The sequence below is a fragment of the Egicoccus sp. AB-alg2 genome (assembly GCF_041821065.1).
In the GTDB taxonomy this organism is placed as follows: Bacteria; Actinomycetota; Nitriliruptoria; order Nitriliruptorales; family Nitriliruptoraceae; genus Egicoccus.
The window spans coordinates 102,203-127,854 of the sequence record NZ_JBGUAX010000005.1; the positions used below are offsets into that span (position 1 = coordinate 102,203).

The 25,652-nt window shown below is 73.9% G+C and carries 25 protein-coding genes; 17 read left to right on the forward strand and 8 right to left on the reverse strand.

Annotated elements, in window-relative coordinates; all coding sequences use genetic code 11:
• Positions 1-96 precede the first annotated feature (96 nt).
• The 9 genes from ACERM0_RS10400 to ACERM0_RS10440 all read left to right on the forward strand — a co-directional run bounded on the left by ACERM0_RS10400 (position 97) and on the right by ACERM0_RS10440 (position 9,695).
• The gene (locus ACERM0_RS10400; RefSeq protein WP_373678526.1) at positions 97-2,340 is read left to right on the forward strand and encodes a putative bifunctional diguanylate cyclase/phosphodiesterase; all 2,244 of its coding nucleotides are present in this window, start codon (positions 97-99) and stop codon (positions 2,338-2,340) included.
• Between the two features lie 39 nt (positions 2,341-2,379).
• On the forward strand, positions 2,380-2,736 hold the full coding sequence (locus ACERM0_RS10405; protein ID WP_373678527.1) for a phage holin family protein: 357 nt from the start codon (positions 2,380-2,382) through the stop codon (positions 2,734-2,736).
• Positions 2,737-2,867: 131 nt separating this feature from the next.
• Positions 2,868-4,208, forward strand: coding sequence for a M20/M25/M40 family metallo-hydrolase (locus ACERM0_RS10410; protein ID WP_373678528.1), 1,341 nt, complete (start codon positions 2,868-2,870; stop codon positions 4,206-4,208).
• A gap of 24 nt (positions 4,209-4,232) precedes the next feature.
• Positions 4,233-5,426, forward strand: coding sequence for a sorbosone dehydrogenase family protein (locus ACERM0_RS10415; RefSeq protein ID WP_373678529.1), 1,194 nt, complete (start codon positions 4,233-4,235; stop codon positions 5,424-5,426).
• 70 nt (positions 5,427-5,496) lie between these two features.
• The gene (locus ACERM0_RS10420) at positions 5,497-6,036 is read left to right on the forward strand and encodes an NfeD family protein (protein ID WP_373678530.1); all 540 of its coding nucleotides are present in this window, start codon (positions 5,497-5,499) and stop codon (positions 6,034-6,036) included.
• A gap of 77 nt (positions 6,037-6,113) precedes the next feature.
• A complete protein-coding gene (locus tag ACERM0_RS10425; RefSeq protein WP_373678873.1) occupies positions 6,114-7,484 on the forward strand; it encodes a flotillin family protein in 1,371 nt (456 codons plus the stop codon).
• A gap of 9 nt (positions 7,485-7,493) precedes the next feature.
• Positions 7,494-8,366, forward strand: a complete 873-nt coding sequence (locus ACERM0_RS10430; RefSeq protein ID WP_373678531.1) for a hypothetical protein — start codon at positions 7,494-7,496, stop codon at positions 8,364-8,366.
• A 2-nt stretch (positions 8,367-8,368) separates the two neighbouring features.
• A complete protein-coding gene (locus ACERM0_RS10435) occupies positions 8,369-8,965 on the forward strand; it encodes a DUF4126 domain-containing protein (RefSeq protein ID WP_373678532.1) in 597 nt (198 codons plus the stop codon).
• Positions 8,966-9,023: 58 nt separating this feature from the next.
• A complete protein-coding gene (locus ACERM0_RS10440; protein ID WP_373678533.1) occupies positions 9,024-9,695 on the forward strand; it encodes a hypothetical protein in 672 nt (223 codons plus the stop codon).
• Between the two features lie 6 nt (positions 9,696-9,701).
• On the opposite strand, the gene ACERM0_RS10445 is transcribed toward ACERM0_RS10440, so the two are convergent.
• The gene (locus tag ACERM0_RS10445) at positions 9,702-10,688 is read right to left on the reverse strand and encodes a hypothetical protein (RefSeq protein ID WP_373678534.1); all 987 of its coding nucleotides are present in this window, start codon (positions 10,686-10,688) and stop codon (positions 9,702-9,704) included.
• 142 nt (positions 10,689-10,830) lie between these two features.
• Between ACERM0_RS10445 and ACERM0_RS10450 the strand changes: the two genes are divergently transcribed.
• Entirely contained in the window at positions 10,831-12,267 is a 1,437-nt protein-coding gene (locus tag ACERM0_RS10450) for a GuaB1 family IMP dehydrogenase-related protein (protein ID WP_373678535.1), read from the forward strand.
• A gap of 633 nt (positions 12,268-12,900) precedes the next feature.
• On the opposite strand, the gene ACERM0_RS10455 is transcribed toward ACERM0_RS10450, so the two are convergent.
• Positions 12,901-13,863: a potassium channel beta subunit family protein gene (locus ACERM0_RS10455; protein WP_373678874.1), complete on the reverse strand. Its 963-nt coding sequence runs from the start codon at positions 13,861-13,863 to the stop codon at positions 12,901-12,903.
• A 134-nt stretch (positions 13,864-13,997) separates the two neighbouring features.
• On the opposite strand from ACERM0_RS10455, the gene ACERM0_RS10460 reads away from it, so the two are divergent.
• The 3 genes from ACERM0_RS10460 (at position 13,998) to ACERM0_RS10470 (ending at position 17,204) form a co-directional block, all read left to right on the forward strand.
• Entirely contained in the window at positions 13,998-14,891 is an 894-nt protein-coding gene (locus tag ACERM0_RS10460; protein ID WP_373678536.1) for an NAD-dependent epimerase/dehydratase family protein, read from the forward strand.
• A gap of 118 nt (positions 14,892-15,009) precedes the next feature.
• Positions 15,010-16,794 carry a serine/threonine-protein kinase gene (locus ACERM0_RS10465; RefSeq protein ID WP_373678537.1) on the forward strand — a complete coding sequence of 595 codons (1,785 nt, stop codon included), beginning with the start codon at positions 15,010-15,012 and terminating at the stop codon, positions 16,792-16,794.
• Positions 16,795-16,874: 80 nt separating this feature from the next.
• On the forward strand, positions 16,875-17,204 hold the full coding sequence (locus ACERM0_RS10470; RefSeq protein ID WP_373678538.1) for a hypothetical protein: 330 nt from the start codon (positions 16,875-16,877) through the stop codon (positions 17,202-17,204).
• A gap of 3 nt (positions 17,205-17,207) precedes the next feature.
• Here ACERM0_RS10470 and ACERM0_RS10475 read toward each other — a convergent pair whose 3' ends face one another.
• The 6 genes from ACERM0_RS10475 to ilvE all read right to left on the reverse strand — a co-directional run bounded on the left by ACERM0_RS10475 (position 17,208) and on the right by ilvE (position 22,384).
• Positions 17,208-18,398 (reverse strand): AI-2E family transporter, encoded by a 1,191-nt coding sequence (locus ACERM0_RS10475; protein ID WP_373678539.1) that lies wholly within the window; start codon positions 18,396-18,398, stop codon positions 17,208-17,210.
• A gap of 47 nt (positions 18,399-18,445) precedes the next feature.
• Positions 18,446-18,895, reverse strand: a complete 450-nt coding sequence (locus tag ACERM0_RS10480) for a hypothetical protein (protein WP_373678540.1) — start codon at positions 18,893-18,895, stop codon at positions 18,446-18,448.
• Positions 18,896-18,997: 102 nt separating this feature from the next.
• Positions 18,998-19,753: a DUF554 domain-containing protein gene (locus ACERM0_RS10485; RefSeq protein WP_373678541.1), complete on the reverse strand. Its 756-nt coding sequence runs from the start codon at positions 19,751-19,753 to the stop codon at positions 18,998-19,000.
• Positions 19,754-19,790: 37 nt separating this feature from the next.
• Positions 19,791-20,597: a TrmH family RNA methyltransferase gene (locus ACERM0_RS10490; RefSeq protein WP_373678542.1), complete on the reverse strand. Its 807-nt coding sequence runs from the start codon at positions 20,595-20,597 to the stop codon at positions 19,791-19,793.
• Positions 20,594-21,358, reverse strand: coding sequence for a lysophospholipid acyltransferase family protein (locus ACERM0_RS10495; protein WP_373678543.1), 765 nt, complete (start codon positions 21,356-21,358; stop codon positions 20,594-20,596). Before ACERM0_RS10495 ends, ACERM0_RS10490 begins: the two co-directional genes overlap by 4 nt.
• A gap of 15 nt (positions 21,359-21,373) precedes the next feature.
• Entirely contained in the window at positions 21,374-22,384 is a 1,011-nt protein-coding gene (gene ilvE, locus ACERM0_RS10500) for a branched-chain-amino-acid transaminase (protein ID WP_373678544.1), read from the reverse strand.
• A 370-nt stretch (positions 22,385-22,754) separates the two neighbouring features.
• Here ilvE and ACERM0_RS10505 point away from each other — a divergent pair, with 370 nt between their 5' ends.
• The 4 genes from ACERM0_RS10505 (at position 22,755) to ACERM0_RS10520 (ending at position 25,645) form a co-directional block, all read left to right on the forward strand.
• The gene (locus tag ACERM0_RS10505; RefSeq protein ID WP_373678545.1) at positions 22,755-23,003 is read left to right on the forward strand and encodes a hypothetical protein; all 249 of its coding nucleotides are present in this window, start codon (positions 22,755-22,757) and stop codon (positions 23,001-23,003) included.
• Positions 23,004-23,116: 113 nt separating this feature from the next.
• Positions 23,117-24,289, forward strand: a complete 1,173-nt coding sequence (locus ACERM0_RS10510; protein ID WP_373678546.1) for a trans-acting enoyl reductase family protein — start codon at positions 23,117-23,119, stop codon at positions 24,287-24,289.
• Positions 24,290-24,292: 3 nt separating this feature from the next.
• Positions 24,293-25,012 (forward strand): phosphatase PAP2 family protein, encoded by a 720-nt coding sequence (locus ACERM0_RS10515; RefSeq protein WP_373678547.1) that lies wholly within the window; start codon positions 24,293-24,295, stop codon positions 25,010-25,012.
• Between the two features lie 21 nt (positions 25,013-25,033).
• Complete coding sequence (locus ACERM0_RS10520; RefSeq protein ID WP_373678548.1) at positions 25,034-25,645, forward strand: flavodoxin family protein; 612 nt, start codon at positions 25,034-25,036, stop codon at positions 25,643-25,645.
• Positions 25,646-25,652: the final 7 nt, after the last annotated feature.

The following is a 25,652-nucleotide window of genomic DNA, read 5'->3' on the forward strand; positions in this document are numbered from 1 at the left end:
TGCCACGGACGACCGGCCGACGGGTGCGAGGGGGCGCGCGCCGGGCTGCGGTGCGCCCACGGGGGACGCGGACGAGCCGACAGCCGAGGAGGCGTCGTGGGAGCGACGACGGACGGGATCCGACGACGTCTGCGTGTCCATGCACCCGAGTTCGTGGGGGCTGCGCTGGTGGTGGCGGTGGCGAGCGCGTCGGGCGCCACCCGCCTGAGCCTGCCGGCCCTGCTCGTGCTGCTGGCCGGCGCGGTGCTCGTCAGCGTCAGCGCGTACGCGTTCTGGGGACGGGACGCGGGCATGCGGGGCGTGCACGCGCGAGGGGCGCTGCAGGTGTCGGCGTTCGCGCTGCTGCTGTACGCGTCCGGGACCGGTCCCACGCTCGCCGCGCTGCTGCTGCTACCGGTCGCCGACACCGTGCGCTACTCGGGTGCCCGGGCCGGCACGGTCGTCCTCGCCTGGGCCAGCCTCGCGATCGCGGTCGGCCAGGCCGCGGTCGCCGTGGGCCTGGCCCCCACGCTGCTGCCGGCCGACGTCGCGCACGGCCTGGCAGCGTTGGGGCTGCTCACCACGTGGCTGATCGGCCTGCGCATCGTGCGGCTCTCCCGCGCCGGCGAGGAGGCCCACGAGCGCCTCGTGGAGGAGGAGGCCCGCGTCCGTGCCCTGCTGGCGACCGCCAGCGACGTCACCCTCGTGATCAGCGACGCCGCGGTGGTCTACCAGTCCCCGTCGGCCGAGCGCCTCTTCGGGTACGGCCCCGGCGAACTGCTCGGCCGGCGCTACCTCGACCTCGTCCATCCCGACGACCGGGCCACCACGGTCGACTTCGTCCGCGACCTGCTCGCCCACCCGGGACGGTCGGGGCTGGTCGAGTGCCGCCTGCTCGCCGCCGACGGGTCCTGGGTGCCGGTCGAGTCCAACTGCCGCAACCTGCTCGACGACCCGCAGGTGCGCGGCTTCGTGGTCAACAGCCGTGACGTGTCCGAACGCAAGGACCTCGAGCGCCAGCTCGAGCACCGCACGATCCACGACCCGCTCACCGGGCTGGCCAATCGGGCCCTGCTGCTCGACCGGCTGGACCACACCGTCGCACGGGCCAACCGGCTGGGCGGCTCGTTCGCGGTGCTCTTCGTCGACCTCGACGGGTTCAAGACGATCAACGACGTCCGCGGACACGTCGTCGGCGACGCCGTGCTGCGGACGGTCGCCTACCGGCTGCTCGACGTGGTCCGCGCCGCCGACACGGTCGCCCGCATGGGCGGCGACGAGTTCGCCGTCCTGCTCGAGCACGACGACAGCCCGGTCGACGCCGCCAAGGTCGCCCAGCGGATCCTCGCCGCCGTCGCCCGGCCGATCGACGCCGACGGTCGTCGCGTGCAGCTGACCGCCAGCATCGGCATCGCCCACGCCGAGGACGGCGTCCAACCCGCCGAGGTGCTCCGCAACGCCGACATCGCGATGCACCTGGCCAAGGAGAGCGGCCGCGACCGCTTCGAGGTGTTCGAGACCTCCATGCACGTGCGGGTGGTCGAGCGCCTGGAGCTGGAGGCGGACCTGGCCGCCGCCGTCGAGCGCGACGAGTTGGCGATCCACTACCAGCCCATCGTCGCGCTGTCCGACCAGCGCATCTGCGGGTTCGAGGCCCTGCTGCGGTGGACCCACCCGCGGCGGGGGCCCGTGCCGCCGAACCGGTTCATCCCGCTGGCCGAGCAGAGCGGCCTGATCGTCCCGATCGGCCGGTTCGTGCTCCGCGAGGCCTGCCGGCAGCTGGCCGACTGGCGCCGCAGTCTGCCCGGCGCCGCCGACCTCACCGTCAGCGTGAACGTGTCGATGCGCCAGCTCACCGACAGCGACCTCGTCGCCGACGTCCGCGAGGCGTTGACGGACGCCGGACTGGCGGCCGAGGCGCTGACGCTGGAGCTCACCGAATCGGCCCTGGTGACCGACACGGAGTCGACCATCGCCACCCTGACCCAGCTGAAGGGACTGGGGATCCGGATCGCGGTCGACGACTTCGGGACCGGCTACTCGTCGCTCGCGTACCTGCACCGCTTCCCGGTCGACGTGCTGAAGATCGACCGCTCCTTCGTGAACTCGGTCGCCTCGGGCCGGCAGAGCCCCGCCCTCGCCCGGGCCATCGTCGACCTGGGGCGGTCCCTGGACCTGCTCACGGTCGCCGAGGGCATCGAGCACGACGCCGAGCTGACCCAGTTCCGCCAGCTCGACTGCACCCACGGGCAGGGGTTCCTGTTCTCACGTCCGGTGACGGCGGACGCCGTGGCCGGCCTGGTCGGCACGGCGGGCACCGAGCCGGCGGTTCTCGCAGACGCCCGCGGGGTCGCCCGCTAGCGTGCGCGGGCGGCGGGGACGAGACGAAGGGAAGCGGCCGTGGGCGCGCTCTTGCGGATCCTGATCAACGCGGCGGCGCTGTGGGTGGCCGTCGCCCTGCTCGACGGGTTGGAGTTCACCGGCACGTGGTTGGCGCTGCTCGGGATCGCCCTGCTGCTCGGCGTCGTCAACGTGATCGTGAAGCCGATCCTCAGCCTCCTGTCGCTGCCGCTCGTGATCCTGACGCTGGGGTTGTTCCTGCTGGTCGTCAACGCGGCCGTGCTCGCCATCGTCATCGCGCTGTCCGACGCCCTCGACCTGGGCCTCAGCAGCGACGGGTTCGGCTGGACGTTCCTCGGCGCCCTGGTGGTGTCGCTGGTCAGCTGGGGGCTGGAGACCGTCACCGGCACGCGCTGACGCCGGGCCGCGGCCTCGACCGCGCCCGTCCCGCCGACCCCTTCGGCCCGTCCCGCCGGCCGCCTCGGCCCGCGGTGACCGACCGCCGCGGCCTCTAGGCTCGGGCCACGCCGAACATGGGAGGCCCGTAGGTGACGTCGGTCGATCCGGCCCTCACCGGGCAGACGGTGGAGCTGCTGCAGCACCTCATCCGCAACGCGTGCGTCAACGACGGGGCGCCCAGCTCCGGCGGTGAGGTCCGCAACAGCGACCTGCTGACCGACTACCTCGACGGTCTCGAGCTCGCCCACTACGAGCCCTTCCCGGGCCGGCGCAGCGTGCTGGCGACCCTGCCCGGCAGCGACCCGACCGCGCCCACGGTGCTGCTGATGGGCCACACCGACGTCGTGCCGGTGTCCCCCGACGACTGGCGCGAGGACCCGTTCGGCGGCGAGCTCATCGACGGCGAGGTGTGGGGCCGCGGCGCCGTCGACATGCTCAACCTGACGGCGTCGATGGCGGTCGCGGTCCGCGAGCTGCACCGCCGCGGACGTCCGCTCAAGGGCACGCTGAAGTACCTCGGTGTCGCCGACGAGGAGGCCGGCGGTACCTGGGGCGCCGACTGGATCGTCGCGAACGCGTGGGACGACGTCGCCTGCGACTACGTGCTGACGGAGAACGGCGGGATCCCGGCCCCGATGCCGTCGGGCACCAAGGTGGTCATGACGGTGGCGGAGAAGGGCATCGGCTGGCGGCGGATCACCGTGCGCGGCACCCCCGGCCATGGCTCGATGCCCTACGGTGCCGACAACGCCCTGCTGGTGGCCGCCGAGGTGGTGCGCCGCCTGCAGGCCTACTCCCCCACGGCGGAGCTCGGCGAACTCTGGCGCGGACTGGTCGAGGCGATGGCGCTGCCCGACGAACAGCGCGACGCGCTGCTCGACCCCGGCCGGCTGCGCGACGCGCTCGCGGCGATGGACCCGAAGCTGGCCCGCTACTGCCACGCCATGACCCACACCACGTTCAGCCCCAACGTCATCCGTGGTGGCGACAAGACCAACATCATTCCGGACCGCGTCGAGCTCGAGGTCGACATCCGCACGCTGCCGGGGGTCACCAGCGACGAGGTCGACGTGATGCTGACCGAGGCGCTGGGTGACCTCGCCGGCCGGGTGGAGGTCTCGCCGGTCGTGAAGGACCGGCCCGCGTCCGCCTCGCCGGTCGGTACGCCGATGTGGGACACGTTGCGGCGCCGGGCCGAGGCGGCCCACCCGGGCGCCGAGGTGCTGCCGTGGATGATCGTCGGCGGCACGGACGCGGCCTTCTTCCGGGCCCGCGGGGTCCCCAGCTACGGCGCCGGGCTGTTCAGCGCCCAGGCCACGCTGCAGGAGTTCCAGTCCCGCTTCCACGGCCACGACGAGCGCGTCGACGTGGCCTCGCTCGGGCTGTCGACGCAACTGTGGCTCGACGTCGCCGGGGACCTGCTCACCTGACCAACGCCTCGACGGGAGCCTCCCATGCGAGCGCCGCTGCGAACGGCCGCCGTCCTGTTCGCCGCGCTGCCGGCGCTGGCGGGCTGCGACACCACCGACGAGCCTCCGGCCGCGGAAGCACCAGCGCCCGAGCCCGAGCCGACCGACCCGGCCGACGGCGACGACCCGCCCGCCGGCGACGGCGCCACGCCCGAGGACGAGCCGGCCGGCGAGCCCACCGACGAGGCGGCGGACGACGCGGCGGGCGCCGAGGAACCGGTCGAGATAACCGTCGAGGTGGTCGCCACCGGGCTCGAGGCGCCGTGGGACGTGGTGGCGCACGACGGGCGGGTCCTGGTGACCGAGCGCGACACCGGCCGGCTGCTGGAGGTCGGCGAGGACGGCGGTGTCGACGAGGTCCGCACCTTCGACGTTGATCCCACGGGCGAGGGCGGGCTGCTGGGGCTCGCCAGCGACGGCGAGGCCCTGTTCGTCCACTACACCGCCGACGACGGCAACCGGGTCGTCCGCCTCGACGACGTCGACGGCGGTGAGGAGCAGCCGGTCGTCACCGGCATCCCCAAGGGCGCGACCCACAACGGCGGCCGCCTCGCCCTCGGTGCCGACGGCCTCCTCTACGTCGCCACGGGCGATGCCGGCGACCCGGCGCTGGCCCCCGACCTCGACTCGCTGGCCGGCAAGATCCTGCGCGTCGACCGCGAGGGCCGGGTGCCCGACGACAACCCGTACGATGGCTCCCCCGTGTGGTCGTCGGGGCACCGCAACGTGCAGGGCCTGGCGTTCGACGCGGACGAGCGGCTGTGGGCCGCCGAACTCGGTCCCGACGTCGACGACGAGATCAACCTCATCGAGCCGGGCGCCGACTACGGCTGGCCCGAGGTCACCGGCGCCCCCGGCGTCGAGGGCTACGTCGACGCCGCGTTCGTCGCCCAGCCGCCCGAGGCGTCGTGGTCGGGTGCCACGGTGCTGCGCGACGGTGCGATCCCCCAGTGGGAGGGCGATCTGCTGGTCACCGCCCTGCGCGGCGAGCGGCTGTGGCGGTTGGGCCTCGACGGCGAGGAGGTGACCGACGCGGAGGAGCTGTACGCCGGCGAGTACGGACGCCTGCGCACCGCGGTGGTCGCCCCGGACGGTGCGGTGTGGCTCCTGACGACCAACCGTGACGGGCGGGGCGACCCCGGCCCCGACGACGACCGCCTCCTGCGCCTGGGGCCCTGACCGCGCGAGGTCCGGGTCCGCGGGCCCGTCGCCGACACGGAGGCCGGCGGGCTGGCTAGGGTCCGCCCTCATGCTGGAGTTCGCACTGAGGGGGGACGCGGTGACCGCGTTCATCGTGATCGGCGCCGTGGGGCTGGCGCTGGTCCTGCTGTCACTCCTCCTCGGCGAGGTGTTCGAGGGGCTGTTCGGCGGGCTGGACATCGACGTCGGTGGGGGCATCTTCAGCGCGCCGGTGCTGGGCTCGTTCCTCGCCAGCTTCGGGTTCGGTGCCGCGCTCATCGTCTACGCGACGGGCGCCGGGGCCGCGCTGGGGGCCCTCGGCGGGCTCGCGAGCGGTCTGGTCGTCGGTGGCATCGCCCTGGCGATGATGCGCTCGCTCGTGAACATGCCCACCGACGACACGGTCAGCACCAGCGGCCTGGCCGGCTCGGCCGGCGTCGTCATCACCGCCATCCCCGCCGACGGGTTCGGTGAGGTGACCGTGCGCCATCACGGCAGCCAGCACAAGTACAACGCTCGCGCCCTCGAGCCGATCCCGGCGGGTTCCCCCGTGCGGGTCACCGCCGTGCTCTCCGCCTCCGCCGTGCAGGTCGAGCGCGCCAGCGACTGACCATCGCGACGGCCGGCGCCACCCGCCCGCCGCCGCCCGACGCCACCCCCGCAACGACGATCCCTCCGAGGGCCGTGATGCTCGACTTCATCTTCAACTCACCGCTGGTGGCCGCCATCATCGGCGCCGTCACCCTGCTGATCCTCGTCGCCTACCTGATCGTCAGCCGGATCAAGGTCGCCGGCCCGAACGAGGCGTACATCATCACCGGCCGCAAGGGCTCGCCGGTCAAGAACCCGGAGACCGGGCAGGTCTCCCACGACATGAGCGGCCAGAAGGTCATCATGGGCGCCAGCGTGTTCGTGCTGCCGTTCGTGCAGCGCCTGCACGTGATGGACCTGTCCAGCCGCCGCATCTCGGTCAGCATCCGCGGTGCCGTGTCGGCGCAGGGCATCAAGGCGGACCTCGACGGCGTCGCGGTCGTGAAGGTCGGAGGCAACGAGGACGCCATCCGGGCGGCCTCGCAGCGCTTCCTGACGCAGCAGAAGGAGGTGGAGACCTTCACCACGGAGGTCCTCGCCGGCTCGCTGCGCGCCATCGTCGGTCGTCTGACGATCGAGGAGATCATCAAGGACCGCGCCCGGTTCGCCTCCGCCGTCGCCGAGGAGGCCGAGGTGTCGTTGACCAACCAGGGTCTCACGCTGGACACCTTCCAGCTCCAGGACATCCAGTCAGAGGGCGACTACCTGCAGGACCTCGGTCGTCCCGAGGCGGCCCGGGTCGAGCAGGACGCCAAGATCGCCGAGGCACGCGCCCACCAGGCCGCCGAGGAGGAGCGCCTGCGCGCCGACGAGGCCATCGCCGTCCAGCAGCGCCAGCTCGAGCTGCGCAAGGCCGAGATCAAGGCCGAGATCGACGAGGCGCAGGCGCAGGCCGCCGCGGCCGGGCCGCTGCGCGAGGCCGCCCGCAACCGCGAGGTCATCCAGGAGCAGCAGCTGGTCGCCGAGCAGGAAGCCACGCTGCGCGACCGGCAGCTGGACGCGGAGATCCGCAAGCCGGCCGACGCCGAGCGCTACCGCATCGAGCAGGACGCCGAGGCCCGCAAGAACGCCGCCATCCTGGACGCCGAGGCGGAGAAGGCCCGCCGTGCCCGCATGGCCGAGGCGGTCGAGCTCGAGGGTCGCGCCGACGCCGAGGCCATCCGCGCCAAGGGTGAGGCCGAGGCCGAGGCCCGGCGCAAGAACGCCGACGCGTTCAAGCAGTACGGCGACGCGGCCGTCATCGACCTGCTCACCCAGATCCTGCCGGACCTGGTCAGTGCCGCCTCGGAGCCGATCAGCGCGATCGACAAGATCACGGTCATCTCCACCGACGGTGCCTCGGACCTGACGAAGAACGTGGCCAACAACGTCGAGCAGGGCATCCAGATCGGCTCGGACCTGACCGGTCTGGACCTGAAGGCGCTGCTGGCACGGCTCGGCGGCGACCGACACGACGACGAGATGTAGGACGCCCTGATGCCACTGGACGACCTGGCCGAGCTCCTGCAGCGCTGGCAGCTGACGGATGGTCGGCTCGACCGGACCCGGGTCGCGGCCGAGGGCGCGGTCCTGTTGCGCGGACTGTCGGAAGGCGAGCGACGCGAGCTCGGCCGGGCGCTGGCACAGCAAGGCGCCGTGACGGTCGCCGACCGGGTCACGGGTCACCTGCCCGCCAGCGGCGACGCCGCGGTGCGGCCGACGGTCGACGCGCTGCTCGACCTCGGCCAGGACGACACGCTCGGCGTGCTGGCCCGCGTGGCCGCGGCGGGTGGAGATGAGCTGCCGCCTCCCCCGCCGGGTTCTCCCTCGCCGTCGCAGCCGCGCGCCGCCGCCCCGGTCAGCGACACGACCGACGCGTGGCCCGACACGCCCGCCCGCACCTCCGAGCCCGAACCGTTGCCGTCCCCGGAGCCACTGCCGACCCCCGAGCCGCTCCCCACCCCCGAGCCGCTGCCTGCCCCGGAGCCGCTCCCGGCTCCGCAGCCGCTGTCGACGACGTCGGTGGTCGGGGACCGTCGGGTCGCGGCCCTCGACGAGGCGCGCCACGCGCTCGCCCGCCTGCGGCGCGTCGAGGACCTCGTCGACACCGACACGGACGCCTTGCACCTGGTCGCCGCCGTCCCCGCCGGCTGGCAACGGCGGCGCGCCGCCATGCGGCTGCTGGAGGCCGGGGCACTGGACGAGGTGGACCCGCAGCCGTTGCTGGCGATCTTCGACCGGCCCGGCGACCGCGATCGGGTCGCGGCGGCGCTGGTCGCGGCCGGACGACTGGACCTCGAGGCGGTGCGGCCGGCGCTGACGCCGGCGACCGCGCGCCGCCTCGCCCGCCGCGCCGCTCGGCGGGCCTAGCCGTGGAGGGGCTGGCCGGGCTCGTCGCCGGGGTCGGCTACGCGTCCGGCCTCAACCTCTACGCCGTCATCGTGCTGCTGGGCCTCTTCGGCCGTTTCGCTGGCGCCGACGTCCCGGCGGTGTTCCTACGGACCGACGTGCTGGCCATCGCCGGGGCGCTGTTCCTCGTGGAGTTCGTCGTCGACAAGATCCCGTACCTCGACGACGCCTGGGACGTCGTGCACACGGCGATCCGGCCGTTGGGCGCGGTCGGTGTCGCGCTGCTGCTGACCGGGGACGCGACGGCGTGGCAGCAGGCGGGCTCGGCCGTGGCGGCCGGCGGACTCGCGACCGTCAGCCACCTCACGAAGGCGACGACCCGCGCGGCGGTGAACACCTCGCCGGAGCCCTTCACGAACACCGCCGTGAGCCTGGGCGAGGACGGCATCGTGGCGTTCGTGGTCTGGCTGGCGGTCACCAACCCAGTGCTGGCGCTGGTGACGGTCGGCGTGCTGCTGGTGGTCGGCACGGTCGTCGCGCTGCTGGTGCTGCGCCTGGCGCGGCGGACGTGGCGGCGTTGGCGCGAGCAACGTCGTGGGGACCGGGAAGTTCGTCCCTAGCGCCGGCACGGGGGCCGGTCGACGCTGGGTGCGCTGCCCAGCGCTGCGAGGTACCCGCATGTCCGATGCCGACCTGCCCTTCGAGGCCGCCGCCGGCCCACCGCCCGAGGAGTTGCTCATCGACCGCTGGTTGCCGCGGTTCGACACGACGATCCTCGAGCACCTGGTGGTCGACGCGGACGTGCCGACGACGTGGCGTGTGCTGGGCGAACTCGACCTGACGAAGGTGCACACCCCGTTGATGGACGCCGCCTTCCGGGCCCGTGAGCTGCCGGCGCGGCTGTCCACCGTCTTCGGCCGCGAGCGGCCCCTGCCGCCGCCACCGCCGTCGCTCAAGCTGCGCGGCGAGGAGGTCGGCAACCTCGACGGCTGGCTGTCGCTCGGCGAGGTCGCCGGTCGCGAGATCGCCTTCGGGGCCGTGGGGCGCTTCTGGCAGCCGGAGATCGAGTGGTATGACGTCTCGACGATGCGGCCCGAGGATTTCGCGGCGTTCCAGACGCCGGGCTGGGGCCGGATCGCGGCCAACTTCTCGCTGCGCCCCTACGGCCGGACCCGGACGTTGGCCTCCTACGAGGCGCGCACCGCGACGCCGGACCCGGACTCGGCGCGACGCTTCCGCCGCTACTGGACGGTGATCAGGCCGTTCGTCGGTCACATCATGCGCGCGGCGCTGAACGACCTGCGCGACCGGGCGGAGACCGAGTACGCCACGATGCGTCGCTCCGCCTGACGGTTCTCACCGGCCGTCGATGGCGATGGCGTCATCGGCGGCGGACTCCCAGCCTTCTTCGCTGGCGAGGGCGTACAGGCCGCGTCGCCGATCGGCGACGGCCTCGTCGTCGGGCATGGGGCGCGATTCCTCACAGCCGGCCTGCCGCAACAGCGCACCGGCCGGGGCGGCGGCGGGCGGCTCCGGGGGTCGGCGGCCGGGCGGGAGGCCGGCCAGGACGCCGTCGATGGCCTCGGTCAGCTGCTGGTAGGTGAGCCGGTTGATCGCGCACGCTTCGGGTGCGGCGAAGTGCATCACGTCCGCCGCGTCGGACAGGGCCAGCAGGGACGGCCCGAGCGCCAGCTCGCGACTGCTCGGCAACACGTCGTGCAGGACCGGGAAGGTGCGGTGCTGCTCGGCCAGCGTCGACAGGTCGCGGGCCAACTGCTGCAGCAGCGGCTCGACCTGCGCGAACGTGCGACCGTCGAAAGCGCGCGCGACGATCTGCGCGGCATCGTGCCCCAGCGCGTAGGTCTGGCGCGCGGTGCTGCGCTCGTGGGCCGCGGCGGAGGTCAGCGACAACAGGTAGGTGACCTCCAGCGTCACGGTGAACAGGCCCGTGCCGCTGGCCACGACCGTCACCAGACGGCCCGCCGTGTTGTCCGCCTCGAGGTCGCCGGTGCCCAGCGTGAAGATGGAGAAGCCGGCCACGTAGAGCGTGTCGAGGAGGCCCAGCGGTGCGTCGTCGCCGCTGCGGACGATCTCCACGGCCGGGTCGAGCAGGGCGACGAACCAGGCCAGCCAGAGTCCCAGCGTCCACGACACGACGACGGCGATCGTGATCGCCAGCCCGGCCGTGGTCTTGAAGCGGCGAGGCAGCATCTCCGTGATCCGACGACCCGTCTTCAGGACCAGCGTGGCGATCGGCCCCCGCTTCTCACTGAGGTTGATCGTGGTCCGGATCGCGTCGCGCAGCACGAACACCGCCATGGCGGCACCCAGCGCGATCAGCATCGACGGTCCTGCGAACGGGGCGACCGGCAGCCAAGCGGCTCGGTGCCGGCGGCGCGGCGTCGACCTCTGGCCGTGCGTCCCGGCCGCTATCGTCGGATGGCCGTACGACGCGGCGCGAGCACGCGCGACGAGGGGAACCGACGTGCGCTTCCTTGACGACCGAGAGCCGACCACCGACCTGACCTACGAGGACGTGTTCCTCGTGCCCGGCCGCTCCGACGTCGGCTCACGCCTGGACGTCGATCTCGCCAGTGCCGACGGCACCGGCACGACGGTGCCGCTGGTGGCGGCCAACATGACCGCGGTGTCGGGCCGGCGCATGGCGGAGACGCTCGCCCGGCGCGGCGGCCTGGCGGTGCTGCCCCAGGACATCCCGCTGGACATCGTGGAGGACGTCGTCGCGTGGGTGAAGTCGCGTCACCCCGTGCTCGAGACGCCCATCACGTTGGCGCCCACCGACACGGTCGGGGACGCGCTGCAGCTGATCAACAAGCGGGCCCACGGTGCGGTGATCGTCGTCGAGGACGGCGCACCGGTCGGGGTCGTCACGGCCGTCGACCTCGACGACGTCGACCGCTTCATGCAGGTGGGCCGGGTGATGTCGCCGTCACCGATGACCCTGCCCGACACGGTCGATCCCCGGACCGCCTTCGACCGGCTGGCGGAGGCACGCCACCGGCTCGCTCCGGTCGTGGACGGCCGTGGTGCGCTGGTGGGCCTGCTCACCCGCACCGGGGCGCTGCGTTCCACCCTCTACCGCCCCAGCCTCGACCGCGGCGGGCGGCTGCGCATCGCCGCGGCCGTGGGCGTCAGCGGGGACGCGGGCGACAAGGCGGCCCGGCTGCTCGCCTTCGGGGTGGACGTGCTGGTGCTGGACACGGCCCACGGCCACCAGAGCCGCATGCTGGACGCGCTGAAGGCCGTGCGTGCGCTGGACCCGGCGGTTCCGGTGGTCGCCGGCAACGTCGTCACCGAGCAGGGCGTCGCCGACCTGGTGGAGGCGGGTGCCGACATCGCCAAGGTCGGGGTCGGACCCGGGGCGATGTGCACCACCCGGATGATGACCGGCGTCGGCCGGCCGCAGTTCTCGGCCGTGCTCGCCTGCGCCCGCGAAGCGCACCGCCTGGGTGCGCACGTGTGGGCGGACGGTGGTGTCCGCCACCCGCGGGACGTGGCGCTCGCGTTGGCCGCCGGGGCGTCCAACGTGATGGTGGGCTCGTGGTTCGCGGGCACCCACGAGTCGCCCGGCGACCTGGAGCACGACGCGGACGGACGTGCCTTCAAGCGCTCGTTCGGCATGGCCTCGGCCCGCGCGGTCAAGCAGCGCACGGAGGGCGAGGACGCGTTCGAGCGGGCCCGCAAGGGGCTGTTCGAGGAGGGCATCAGCTCCGGGCAGATGTACCTCGACCCCGACCGCCCCGGCGTCGAGGACCTCATCGACACGATCATCGCCGGGGTGCGCAGCGCCTGCACCTACGCCGGGGCGCACGACCTGCCGACGTTCGCCGAGCAGGCCGTGGTCGGGGTGCAGACCCGGTCCGGCTACGCCGAGGGCCGCCCGCTCGCACGCGGCTGGTGACCCGGGAAGGGCGCCGCTGCGGGTGCGGTGGTCACCTGCCACGGCTGCGACGTCACGCCCGCTGCGGGTGCGGTGGTCACCTGCCACGGCTGCGAGGTCACGCCCGCTGCCGGTGCGGTGGTCACCTGCCACGGCTGCGAGGTCACACGCCCGCTGCGGGTGCGGTGGTCGCCTCCGCAGGGGGCGCTTCGCTCGCTCTCGGTTCGCGCCGGGGGCGCTCCCGAGATAGCCCCTGCCACGGCGACCACCCCACCCTCCGCTCCGGGGTCGGCCCCGCGCGCCGTCCCCCCGGGCTGGACGCGTCGGATCCGTCCGGTCGCGCCTGCCGGCAACGGTCGCGCGTCGCTGCCGCGGCGTGGCACCCAGCCGCGACCGTTGCCGGCTCCCGCGACCGAACGACCCGCGCGGTGCCGCCGGGGCCAACCGCCGCAACGGCCGAGGGAGCGGAGGGGCGGGTGGTCGCCGTAGCAGGGGCTGTGAGCGAGCGAAGCGATGCTCACGAGTGGAGCCGAGTGTCAGGGGCGGAACGCCCCCTGCGAAGGCGACCACCCGGCCCGCAGCGGGGGCATGGACGCGACCCGGCCCCGGGCGGGGGCAGGGACGCCGCCCGCCCCGGACCGCGGGCGCGGGGCGTCAGGCCTTGGTGATCTCGTCGATGCGTGCGAGGACGTCGTCGGTCAGCTTCGGCAGCACCTCGAGGGCCGCCATGTTCTCGTGCACCTGCTCGACCCGCGACGCGCCGGTGATGACGGTGGACACGTTCGGGTTCTTCGCGCACCAGGCGATGGCCAGCTGGGCGAGCGAGCAGCCGAGTTCGTCGGCGACGCCCTTGAGCTCACGCACGATCGCGTTCTGCTGCTGATCGGTCAGGCGCTCCGCGAGCCAGCCGAACCCCTCGAGCGCGCCGCGGCTGCCCTCCGGGACGCCGTCGAGGTACTTGCCCGTGAGCAGGCCCGACGCCAGCGGCGACCAGATCGTGGTGCCCAGCCCGACGTCCTCGTAGAGGCGCGCGTACTCCTGCTCGACGCGCTCGCGGTGGAACAGGTTGTACTGCGGCTGCTCCATCACCGGCTTGTGCCAGCCATGGCGGTCGGCGACGTCCCAGGCGGCGCGGATCTCGTCGGCGCTCCACTCCGAGGTGCCCCAGTACAGCGCCCAGCCGCGCTCGATAGCGTCCGACATGGCGCGGACGGTCTCCTCGATGGGCGTGTCGGGGTCGGGCCGGTGGCAGTAGATGAGGTCGAGGTACTCCAGGCCGAAGCGCTCGAGCGAGGCCTCGATCGCCTCCAGCAGGTACTTGCGGTTGAGCGTGTTCTTGCTGTTGGGACCCGCGTGGAGGCCCCAGAAGTACTTCGACGAGACGAGGTAGCTGTGGCGCGGCCAGTCGAGCTCCTGGATCGCCTGGCCCATGATCCGCTCGGACTCGCCGCCGGCGTAGGCCTCGGCGTTGTCGAAGAAGTTCACGCCGGCCTGGTAGGCGGCGTCGAGGCACTCGACCGCCTTCTGGACGTCGACCTGGTTCTTGAACGTCACCCACGAGCCGAACGACAGCACGCTGACCTTGATGCCGGCGTTGCCGAGACGGCGGTACTGCATCTCCATGCTGGGACTCCGAGGATCGGGACGGGATCGGGAGGTTCGTGTCGCCTGGCAGCCTAGGACGGGCGGACCGGGTGCCACCAGGCGCCCCGGTACGGTCCGCCGGACGACGTCGACAGGCAGGAGACCGCATGGTGCGGGTGCTGGTGACGGGTGCGACCGGGTTCGTCGGTGGACGGGTGGCGCGGGCGCTGCGGGCACGCGGCGACGAGGTGACCGCGACGGTGCGCACGCCCAGCACGGACCTGGACGCCCTCGGGGTCACGCAGCCGGTCGTACCGATCACCGACGTCGACGGCCTGACCACCGCGATGCGAGGGGCCGATGCGGTCGTCCACGCGGCGGCGACCTCCGGTCCGGACCTGGACACGGCCCGTGAGGTCAACACCCACGGCACGCGCGCGCTCGTGACGGCCGCCCTCGCCGCCGGCGTCGGGCGGTTCGTGCACGTGTCCACGACCTCCGTGTACGACCTCGAGGCGATCGGTGACGCGGAGGTCGCCGAGAACGCACCGCTGGTGGGCGCCGACGACGCGGCCGCCAGCGGCGGAGCCGGCAGCCCGTACGCCGTGACGAAGGCGGAAGCCGAGGCCGAGGTCGTGCGCGGTGGGCGGCAGGGACTCTCGATCGCGATCCTGCGACCCCCCGCCGTGCTGGGCGCCGGTCCGACCTCGACCTGGGGGACGCGGATCCCGCAACGCTACGCCGACGGCGAGTTGCCGCCACGACCGGCGGAGACGACGTTCGGATGGGTCCACGTCGACGACCTGGTCGACGCGGTCCTGGCGGCGCTCGACGACGAGGCGCAGGCGACGGTGAACGTGGTCGGAGGCCACACGACCTTCGGCCGCTACCTCGCGAGCCTCCGCGAGTTCGTGCCCGCCCCGCCCGCCACCTCGGCGATCAGCGACGGTGCGCCGTGGCAGGGCTCCTACGCGACCGAGCGCCTGCCCGGGGTGTTCGGGGTCCGCCCGTCGCGCGACTTCGCCACGGCGATGGCCGAGATCCAGGCATCTTGGACCTGATGGACCCCCCTCATGTACGCCCGGCCCCTGTCCGGGCAGGCACCCCGCCCCCACGGCGCGTACGGTCGCGGCCGACCTCACGCACGGTTCCCGCGACACACCACCAAGTGTGACGAACGTGGACGATACGACGACCAGCCAGCAACTCGCCGGACGCTACGTGCTGCACGACCAACTCGGTTCGGGCGGCGCGGGCTCGGTGTGGCGTGCCCACGACGAGGTGCTCGACCGCACGGTCGCGGTCAAGCTCCTGCACCGCGAGCTGGCTCGCGAGCCGGAGACGGCGGCCCGGTTCCGGGCCGAGGCCGCCGCGGCCGCCAAGCTCACGCATCCCCACGCGGTCATCGTCTACGACATCGGCACCTCCGACGGCTGCGACTACCTCGTGATGGAGCTGGTCGAGGGCGGCACGCTGGGGGACGTCCTGGCGCAGGGGCCGCTGCCGGCGGGGGTCGCGGCGGCGCTCGGCGCCCAGATCGCCCGGGCCCTGGGCACCGCCCACGGCCGTGGGCTGGTGCACCGCGACGTCAAGCCCGCCAACGTGCTGGTGACCCGGGACGGGATCGCCAAGGTGGCCGACTTCGGCATCGCCCGCGCGCTCGGCGAGGCGACGTCGCGGCTGACGACACCGGGCCAGGTGGTGGGCACGGCCCGCTACCTCGCCCCGGAGCAGCTGCGCGACGAGGCCATCGACGCCCGCGCCGACGTGTACGCGCTGGGCCTGCTGCTGCACCAGATGGTCACGGGACGCCAGCCGTTCGGGGATGGCACGGCCGTCGAGGTGGCTGCCCGCCGGCTCGTCGCGGACGGGCTGCCGCGCGTGTCGACCCTGATGGCCGGGGTGCCGCCCGCGCTCGACGACGTGATCGCCCGCGCGACCGCGCTGGAGCCGGACGACCGGTACACCGACGGCTCCGCGCTGGCGGCCGCGCTGGCGCCATTGGCCGCCCCGCAGGCCGCGACGGAGTTGGCGTCCCGCATCCGCCGGGTGCGGCGCACGCCGACGGCCGCCACGCCGCCGATCACGCCGCCCTCGCGTGCCGACGCGGCGGCGGCCGGTACCGCGGCGCTGCCGCCGCTCGAGGGCGAGGCGGCGGCCCCCGTGTCACGCCCGGCAGCGTCGCCCGACGAGGCCGAGGCCACACGGCGGCACCGACCCGTCGGCGTGGCGGCCGGCGGTGCCGGGCGCGCCGCCGCGACCGGTACCGGCGCCGGCGGCGGCCACGTGGACCGGACCAGCGCGCTGACCGCCGAACCCGACGTCGACGACGCGCCGCAGGACACCGGCCGGCGGCGACGCTGGCTGCCGGTGCTGGCGGTGCTGGCCGCGCTGCTGCTCGGCGTGTGGCTCGTCTGGTCGGGCGTGTTCGGCGGCGACGGTGACGACCTGGCCGACGACACCGACGCGCCGGCCGAGGACCCGGCCGACGACGAACCCGCGCAGGCCGAGCCCCTGCAGATCCAGCAGGCCGGCGACCACGATCCGTTCGGTGGCGGCAGCGAGAACCCGGACCAGGTCGACAACGCCTTCGACGGCGACCCGGGCACGACCTGGCGGACCGTCGGCTACAACAACAACCCGGCGCTCGGTGGCCTCAAGCCGGGGGTCGGGCTGTGGGTCGATCTCGGCGACACCCACACCCTCGACGAGGTCGTGGTCACGACCGAGCATCCCGGCTACGACCTGACCGTCTACGTCGGCGACGAGCCGCCGTCCGGCGGCGACGACCCCGATGCCTGGGGCGAGGCGGTCGGCACCGTCGGCGACGGGAGCGCGGAGGAGGCGATCTCGCTCGACGACGGCACCGAGGGACGCACGGTGCTGCTGTGGTTCACCTCGCTGGGGCCCGACGACGGCCGCTTCCGGGGCAGCGTGGCCGAGGTCGAGGTGCACGGCTCGTAGCGCCGGACGCGCGCATACGATGGGAACTGCCCCCATCCGCCATGTCCGAGAGAGCCGTGACGACGACCATGCCGCCAGCCATGCCCGGATCACGACGGGCGGTCCCCGACCGCCTGACCGACGAGCAGGCGGCCCGGTTGCGCTGGCTCCTGGAGGACCCGGTCCACTGGGTGCGGCGCACCAAGTGGGAGGACTTCCTGCTGCAGGGCAACGAGGCGGTCGTGGTGGAGACCGACAGCCTCACCAGTGACCAGAAGGTCGCGGCGCTCGCGTGGCTGCGCCAGCAACGGCACCGTCTGTACGCCGTGCTCGAAGGCGGCAGCCGCGCGCCCGACGGCTGGCTGGAGAGCTTCCCGCTCTATGACCGCCTGGGTGGCGAGGTCGGCCAGGTCGCCGCTCATCGCGGCTAGCCCTCAGGCCCGGTCGGAGGGGGCGTCCAGCACCTCGGGCCGCGGCTCGTCGGGCCGCTGCACGACCACCGGCGCCGGGTCCTCGTCGAGGTGGCCGCGCCGGCCCCCCAGCGGGTGCGGACCACCGACGTCGGTCTGGTGCCGCAGGCGCAGTTCGTTGGTGACGGCGGAGGCCACCGCGGCCAGCGGCACGGCCAGGAACGCCCCCACCACACCGACCAGCACGGTCCCGGCGATCAGCACCGCCAGCACCACCATCGGGTGCAACGGCACGGCCCGGCGCATGATCAGGGGCTGTAGCAGATCGGACTCGACCTGCTGGACGACCACGACGATCAGCAGGACGATCAGGGCGGTGCCGGCGCCCCCGTCGGCCAGCGCCACCAGCACGGCCACGAGGCCCGACACGAACGCGCCGACGATCGGCACGAACCCGCCGATGAAGACCAGCACGGTCAGCGGCAGCACCAGCGGGACCCCGACGATCGCCAGGCCGATGCCGATGCCGACGGCGTCGATCAGGGCGACCAGCGCGGTCCCGCGCACGTAACCGGCCGACGCGTCCCACGCGCGTGCGCCCAGGGCCTGCAGGGTGTCCCGGTGGACGTCGGGCGCCCGGGCGAGGAACCAGGCCCAGATCCGCTCGCCGTCCTTGACCAGGAAGAACAGCAGGATCACGGCGAGGATCAGGGCGGCGAGGAACTCGAGGGTCGTGGCCAGCACCGCCAACGCCCCGATGGCCAGCGGACCCTGCTGCTCCTCGGCCTGGGCGAGCACCTGCTCCCCCAGGGCCTGCAGCTGCGCCTGCTCGAACCCGAGCGGGCCGGTCTCCAGCCAGTCGAGCAGGTCCTGCAGCGCGATCAGCACGGTCGGGATCAGTTCACGGGTCTGCTCGATGAACGTCGGCACCAGCGCCAGCAGCCCCGTGACCGCGACGGCCACGCCCCCGAAGACGACGAGGAACGACGCGAACGCCGGGCGCCAGCCGCGACGCATGAGCCAGCGCGCCGGCGGCGACGCGAGGGTCGCCAGGATCAGCGCGACGATCAGCGGGACGGTCACCAACGACAGTCGGGTGGCGACCTGCACGAACACGGCAGCGCCGAGCACGAGCAGCAGCAGCCGCCAGGTCCAGGCCGCGGCCGTTGCCAGCCACGACGGCACCAGATCCTGCTCTCGCACCGGTGCGCTCACGCTGCGGCTCCCCGATCACCCCTGGAGCGGGCAGCTTAGAGGCCGGGTCAGCCGGCCCGACGGAACGAGGCCGCCGTGAGGGACACCTCCGCGCCACGGCCGTCCAGGGCCCGGCGCAGGTCGGCGATGAGGGCGTCGGCGGCGCCACCGTCGAGGTAGGCCAGCGCCATCGAGCCGTACTCGCGTCCGTCCTTGAGCAGGAACCGCACGGAGGGTGAACCACCCTCGGTCCGGCCACCCGCGTCGATCCGTCGTAGGGCGTCGAGCGGCAGCCGGTGCGTCCGCCAGAACGTGCGGACCCGCACCTGCTCGGCGTCGGTGTCGACCCGCACACCGGTCCGCAAGGCCCGCAGGGCCCCCAGCAGGATGACGGCCGCGGCGGCCTGCCCCCCGACCGTCGGCGCGGCGGTGAGGCCGGCCACGACCATGCCGACCCCGACGCCGGCCAACATCACCGGCACCAGGACGAGCGACCTGCCGATCCACGAACCTGTCACGCAGCACCCCCCGTGCGACGCTGCCACGAGCGTCGGGGGCGACACCGCTCACGTCAACGACCGGTCACCGGCCGGGTGGCCGCTCGCGCGGGCGTCGCGCGTTCAGGGCCACAGCGCCACGGCGACCGGCGCGACGACCAGCGCGGGCAACAGGTTCGCCACCCGGATCGCGCGGATCTCGAGCAGGCGCAGCCCGATCCCGACCACGAGGAAGCCGCCGACGGCGCCGACGGTCGCGACCATCACCTCGGTGGTCCACGGGCCGACGGCGGCGGCCGCCAGCGTCAGGCCGCCCTGGTACAGCAGCAGCGGCAGGGCGGCGAAGGCCACGCCCAGGCCCAGGGCGGAGGCGAACGCCAGCGCCGCGAACCCGTCGAGCACGGACTTCACCGACAGCAGCTGCATGCTGCCGGTCAGCCCACCCTCGACCGCGCCGAGCACGGCCAGCGGCCCGACGCACACCAGCAGGGTGGTGACGACGAATCCCTCGACGAACCGGTGCCGGGCGCCCTCGGCGTCTGGGCCGTGCGCGGCTGCGGCATCCGGGCCGCGGCCGAGCACCGCGTCGCGCAGGCGCTCACCGAGCCGGGTCAGCCGCGCCTCGACGTCGACGGCCTCGCCGACCAGGCCGCCCACCAGCAGGGAACCGAGCACGAGGAGCACCGCGCCACGTCCGAGGTGACCGGCCAGTTCCGGCCCGAAGGTGTCCAGCGCGTCGGCGATGCCGAGGACGACGACGAAGAGACCGAGCAGGTCGGTGACCGTCGTCCGGACACGCGCGGGCAGCCGGCCGCCGACGGCGGTGCCGGCCAGGGCGCCCACGACGATGGCGCCGACGTTCAGGAAGGTCCCGGTCACAGCCGGCGCAAGGTACTCGGTCCGGCGACCAGCTCCGTCACGGGCGGGCGGCGAGGGCGTGGAACGCGATGGCGCCGGCCGCGGCCACGTTGAGCGAGTCGACGCCGTGGTGCATCACGATCCGTGCGGCATGGGTGGCGGCGCCGACCGCGGCCGGGGTCAGACCGGGCCCCTCCGCACCCAGCAGGACCGCGACCCGCGCGCCCGGCCGCGGCATGGTGGCCAGGTCGGCCGCGTCGTCGCGGGGGGTGAGTGCCACGGTCGCGAAGCCCGCCTCGTGCAGCCGCGGCATCGTCAGGTCCAGCGGCGGCACCCATGCGAAGGGCACGTGCAGGACGTGCCCCATGGACACCCGCACGGCGCGCCGGTACAGCGGATCGGCACACCCCGGCGCCAGCAGGACCGCGTCGACGCCCAGCCCGCGGGCCGACCGGAACAGCGTGCCGAGGTTCTCGTGGTCGTTCAGCCCCTCGAGCACCGCCACGGTGCGCGCGCCGACCAGGACGTCGTCGAGGTCGGGCGCCGGCCGGCGCCCCCCACAGCCCAGCACGCCCTGGTGCAGCCGGAAGCGCACGAGCGCGTAGAGCAGCTGGCGCGTGACGACGTAGACGGGCAGCTGCTCGTGGCCGGCCAGGTCGGCCAGCATCGTCTCCAGCTGCTCCTCGACGACCAGCACCGACCGCGGCGGGTAGGCCGAGCGGAGCAGCTCCCGGACGACGTTGGGCCCCTCGGCGATGAACACCCCGAGCTGGTGCTCATAGCGCTTGCGCAGGGCCGGGTCGTTGAGCGCGGCGTAGTCGGCGAGGCGCTCGTCGTCCGGATCGTCGATCCGGACCACGTTCACGACCCGTCGCGCTCCCGTCGCCGGCGCTGGGCGTCGGCCCGCGCCGCCGCCTCGGCCTGGGCGACCGTCGGCGCGCTGCCACCCAGGTGGGCGGGCTGCCACCAGGTGTCGTCCGGACCGCTGGGCACCTGCGGGTACGTGCGCTGGAGCTCGTCGACCAGGTCGCCGATGGCGGCCATCAGCCGCTTGTGGACCTCGAGCGGGTCGTCGTCGGCGGTGTAGGCGATCCGCGGGCCGAAGGCGACCGTGACGACCAGGTTGCGGAACAGGCGCGGCTTGCGGCCCTTGGTGAACACGCGTTGCGTGCCCCACACCGCCCCGGGGATCAGCGGGACGCCGGCCTCCATGGCCATGCGCACGGCACCCGGACGGCCCGCCAGGGGCACGAACGAGCGGCTGATCGTGCCCTCGGGAAACATCCCGACGAGGTCGCCGGCGGCCAGTGCCTCGCCGACCTCGCGCAGCGCGACCCGCGTGTTGCCGGCCCGGTCGACCGGGATGTGGCCCATGGCGCGCATCAGCGGGCCGGACACCTTGTGGTCGAAGACCTCACGTTTGGCGACGAAGCGCAGGCGGCGCTTGCCCTGCTCGCGCACGCCGTAGCCGGCGAACACGAAGTCGAGGTAGCCGATGTGGTTGGTCGCGACGACGGCGGGCCCGGACGCGGGCACGTGCTCGTGCCCAGTCACCCGGACCTTCCAGTTCAGGACCCGGAACGCGGCGAGGACGGTGCCGATGACACCTGTGTAGACGGGGTTCACCCGGGGCTTCCTTCGTCAGACCGGCTGCGTCCACCCATGGGGGTCGGCCGCCTCACCACGCTGGACGGCGAGCAGCGCGTCGCGCAAGCGTGCCGTGTTGGGGCCCATGCCGCCGTCGCCCACCATGACCCGACGACCCTCGTGCACGAGGTGGCCGACGGGTGCCAGCACGGCGGCGGTGCCGGCGAGGGCGGCCTCGCCGGTGTCGGCCCAGGCCAGCACCTCGTCGACCGTGATGTCGCGCTCGTCGACCTGGTAGCCGAGGTCCCGGGCGATCGTGAGCACGGAGTCGCGGGTCACCCCGTGCAGGAACGACCCGTCGAGCGCCTTGGTGATCACGCGGCGGTCGTCGAGCAGCAGGAAGTTGGCCGCGCCGGTCTCCTGCACGTCGCCGTCGGGCGCGAACAGCACCTGGTCGGCGCCGTGCTCGGCCCGGGCACGGCGCGTGACGCCGAGCGCCATCGCATAGTTCGCGCCGGACTTCACCTGCCCGAACTGGGGTGTCGTCCGCGGCAGGCGCGTCTCCACGGCCAGCGTCAGCCCGCCGCCGTCGCCCCGGAAGTAGTCGCCGACCGGGCTGGCCAACACGTACAGCAACGCCTCGGCCGACGGCGCCGCCGCCGCACCGATGTTGGGCTCGGTCCCCAGCAGGACGGGCCGCAGGTACAGCGCGCCCGGCACGGCCGGCACGACATCGAGGTTGGCCGCCACCACGTCGTGGAGCGCCCTGGTCACCAGCTCCAGCGGCGGGACGGGCAGCGAGAGCAACGCGGCCGAGGCACGCAGGCGCTCGGCGTGGCGCGGCGCCCGGAACAGGCGCACCTTGCCGTCGATGCCGGGATGCGCCTTCAGGCCCTCGAAGCAGGCGCTGCCGTAGTGCAGCGCGTGCGCGGCGGGGTGAAGCGCCAACGGCCCGGTCTCGACCAGCTCCACGTCGCCGAAGACGCCGTCGGTGGTGGTGGCCTGAATCATCCGGGGCGCCATGACCGTGCCGAAGGCCGGTGCCGTCGTCGCCGAACCGCTCATCGCCGCTCCTCCACGCCTGTCGGGCCTCGCGGATCGTAACCGCCGCCCGGGGCGCCACCCGCGTCGGCGCGCGAGCCGGCCGCACCGGCGACCTGCCGGCCGTACCCGGCCGCGGGCACCTTCCGACGTCGGTGGCCGGGCACCGTCCGTGCGATCAACGGCGGAGCAAGCCCGCCCCGTTCGTACATACGCGCGCCCTGGTTCGTGCTCCGAGGGGCCGTTACACCTGTCTGCGACCGGAACGAACCGCCTCACCAACCGGAGGAACACCGTGTACATCGGCCTCGGAACCCTGCTGCTCATCATCATCCTCATCCTGCTGTTCGCCTGATCCCCACACCCGCCTGTTACGACGGGGGAAGGACACGGCATGGCAGTGGACGTGAAGAGCGACACCGATCGGGTCCGTGAGGAGTTCGACGGCCTGTCGAACGCGACGCAGGTGTTCATCTGGTGCCTCGTCGGGCTCGGCGTGATCGTCGGACTCCTGCTCGGCGGCGCCGTCGGGTACGGCGTGGCCGTCGAGGACGTCGAGGGTCGCGACTGCATCGAGCACGACGGAGAGCTCTACTGCGCCGACGACGGCGCGGCGGGCGACGACACCGGCGAGACCGGCTGAGTCGCACCGCGACTTCGACCTGACGAGGACGGGCGGCCACCACGAGCCGCCCGTCCTCGCGTTCGCGGCCGGCACGCTGCCGCGCCGCTTCCCGCTCCGACCGAGGACCACACGTGAGCGACCGCGACTACGACGTGGTGCTGTTCGGCGCCACCGGCTTCACGGGCCGCCTGGTGGCCGCCCACCTCGCCCGCCGCGTCACCGGCACCACCACCCGGTGGGCGGTCGCCGGACGCGACCGCAGCCGCCTTCAGCGGCTGGTCGCCGAGCTGCCGGGCGACCCACCGGCGATCGAGGTCGTCGACCTCGCCGACGACGCCGGTCTGCGCGCGCTGACGGCCCGCACCACGGTGGTCGCCACGACCATCGGACCCTACGCCCGCCTCGGCGAGCCCATCGTCGCCGCCTGTGTCGACACCGGCACCGACTACGCCGACATCACCGGCGAGCCCGGCTTCGTCGCGCTCGTGCGCGACCGCTACGGCGAGGCGGCCCACCGCGCCGGCGTGCGCCTGGTCACCTGCTGCGGCTTCGACTCGGTCCCGCACGACCTGGGTGCGCAGTTCACGGCCGCGCTGCTCCCCCAGGACGCCGAACTCGAGGTCCGCGGCTACGTCGAGGCCAACGCGCGCTTCAGCGGCGGCACGGCGCACAGCGCACTGGAAGCGGTCGCCTCCCGCCGGCTGGGTGGTGCCGGGCGGCCCGGTCCGGGCGCGCCCGAACTGCGGCCCGTCCGGGCGTTGCCGCCGCGCGTGCACCGGGCCGTCGACGGTGTCGTGACGGGCTACGGCGTGCCGTTGCCGACGGTCGACCCCGCCATCGTCCTGCGCTCCGCCCGGGCGCTGCCCGGGTACGGCGCGTCGTTCGCCTACGGCCACTACGCCGCCATCCGGCACCTGCCGGTGGCGGCCGCGGGAGTCGTCGGCGCCGGCTTGTTCGCCACCGCGGCGGCGCTGCCCCCGACCAGGGTGCTGCTGCGGCGGGTGCTGCCCGCCGCCGGCGACGGCCCGTCGGAAGCGGTCCGTGCCCGCAGCCGGTTCGCCGTGACGTTCGTCGGCCGGGGCGACGGCCAGCAGGTCGTCACGCGCGTGTCGGGCGGCGATCCCGGCTACGACGAGACCGCCCGGATGCTCGGGGAGGCGGCGCTGTCGCTCGCACAGGACGGTCGGGGGGAACTGGCCGGTGCCCTCACCCCGGCCATGGCCCTCGGCCACCACTACCGCACCCGGCTCACGCACCAGGGCCTGCGGTTCGAGGTGCTCGAGCCCGCCGTCTCGGCGGCGTGATCCATGTCGGGATCTCGCCCGCTCGCGCGACCGCTGCACCTGGAACGGCCGGTGTGGTCGCTCCCGTCCCTGGCCCGGTTCGCCGCCTGGGCAGCCCTGCTCGTCCTCGTCCTGGTGGGCGTCGGGCGGTGGCTGGCGACCAGCCCCGTCCCCGCCGGTGACGCCGCCGCGCTGGAGGCCGTGGCCGGGGTGCGGACGGGCTGGAGCGTGACGGCGGCGCGGACGTTGACGTTCCTCGCCGACCTGTGGGTCGTCGCCGCGGTCACGGTCGTGCTGGGCCTGCTGGTCTACCGGCGGGTGCGCCGCCTGGATCTGGTGTGGCTGGTGCTGGCCGCGGTCGGCGGCGCGCTCGTGGTGACCGGGGTCGTCAAGTTCGTGACCGACCGTGCGCGACCGGACGGGGCGTTGGTCGGCACCATCAGTTCGTCGTTCCCGTCGGGGCACAGTGTCCGCGGCATGGTCGTCTACGGGCTCGTCGCCTGGTTCCTGCTGCGCTGGGCGTCCGGCTGGTGGCGCCACCTCGGCATCGCCGTGGCGCTGCTGCTGGCGGTGGCCACCGGCTGGAGCCGCGTGTGGTTGGCCGTCCACTGGCCCAGCGACGTGCTGTTCGGCTACGCGCTGGGGATCGCCTGGCTCATGGTGACCCTGTCGGTCACCCGCCCGGGTGGTGGGACCCGTCCTCGCCCGCAGGACGGCCGGGTCCCGTCCCCTGCGGACCCGTAGCGCGACGCCTACGGTCGGGCCATGGACGCGCTGACCTGTCTCGCCCTGAACTGCACGCTCAAGCCGGAGGGGCCGTCGAACACGGACCTGCTGCTGCGGCAGACCCTCGACGCCCTGGCGGCGCACGACGTCACCGGCGAGGTGGTGCGGGTCGCCGCCCACGACGTCCAGCCGGGGGTCACCTCCGAGGCGCAGGGCCCCGGTGACGACTGGCCGGCCCTGCGCGAGCGGGTACTGGCGGCCGACGTGCTGCTGCTCGGCACGCCGATCTGGCTCGGCAACCCGTCCTCGGTGTGCAAACGCGTCCTGGAACGCATGGATGCCTTCATCAGCGAGACCGACGACGAAGGGCGCATGCTCACGTTCGGCAAGGTCGCCGGCGTGGTCGTGACGGGCAACGAGGACGGCGCCCACAACGTGGCGGCCCAGCTCTTCCAGGGCCTCTCCGACATCGGCTTCACCATTCCGGCCAACGCCGTCACGTACTGGGTCGGGGAGGCGATGGGGTCCGTGGACTACGGCGACCTCGACGAGACGCCGCAGAAGGTGGGCCAGACCACCCGGACGATGGCGACGAACCTGGCCCACGTCGCCCGGCTCCTGCGCGCGCAGCCCTACCCGCCCGCCGGTTGACGGCGGG

What these genes read in the sequence shown, in the direction of transcription:
- ACERM0_RS10415 (WP_373678529.1), top strand. Translation starts at nt 4,233, where the DNA reads ATGCGAGCGCCGCTGCGAACGGCCGCCGTCCTGTTCGCCGCGCTGCCG.
- ACERM0_RS10420 (WP_373678530.1), top strand. Translation starts at nt 5,497, where the DNA reads ATGCTGGAGTTCGCACTGAGGGGGGACGCGGTGACCGCGTTCATCGTG.
- ACERM0_RS10425 (WP_373678873.1), top strand. Translation starts at nt 6,114, where the DNA reads ATGCTCGACTTCATCTTCAACTCACCGCTGGTGGCCGCCATCATCGGC.
- ACERM0_RS10430 (WP_373678531.1), top strand. Translation starts at nt 7,494, where the DNA reads ATGCCACTGGACGACCTGGCCGAGCTCCTGCAGCGCTGGCAGCTGACG.
- ACERM0_RS10440 (WP_373678533.1), top strand. Translation starts at nt 9,024, where the DNA reads ATGTCCGATGCCGACCTGCCCTTCGAGGCCGCCGCCGGCCCACCGCCC.
- ACERM0_RS10445 (WP_373678534.1), bottom strand. Translation starts at nt 10,688, where the DNA reads ATGCTGATCGCGCTGGGTGCCGCCATGGCGGTGTTCGTGCTGCGCGAC.
- ACERM0_RS10455 (WP_373678874.1), bottom strand. Translation starts at nt 13,863, where the DNA reads ATGCAGTACCGCCGTCTCGGCAACGCCGGCATCAAGGTCAGCGTGCTG.
- ACERM0_RS10460 (WP_373678536.1), top strand. Translation starts at nt 13,998, where the DNA reads ATGGTGCGGGTGCTGGTGACGGGTGCGACCGGGTTCGTCGGTGGACGG.
- ACERM0_RS10470 (WP_373678538.1), top strand. Translation starts at nt 16,875, where the DNA reads ATGCCCGGATCACGACGGGCGGTCCCCGACCGCCTGACCGACGAGCAG.
- ilvE (WP_373678544.1), bottom strand. Translation starts at nt 22,384, where the DNA reads ATGAGCGGTTCGGCGACGACGGCACCGGCCTTCGGCACGGTCATGGCG.
- ACERM0_RS10505 (WP_373678545.1), top strand. Translation starts at nt 22,755, where the DNA reads ATGGCAGTGGACGTGAAGAGCGACACCGATCGGGTCCGTGAGGAGTTC.
- ACERM0_RS10515 (WP_373678547.1), top strand. Translation starts at nt 24,293, where the DNA reads ATGTCGGGATCTCGCCCGCTCGCGCGACCGCTGCACCTGGAACGGCCG.
- ACERM0_RS10520 (WP_373678548.1), top strand. Translation starts at nt 25,034, where the DNA reads ATGGACGCGCTGACCTGTCTCGCCCTGAACTGCACGCTCAAGCCGGAG.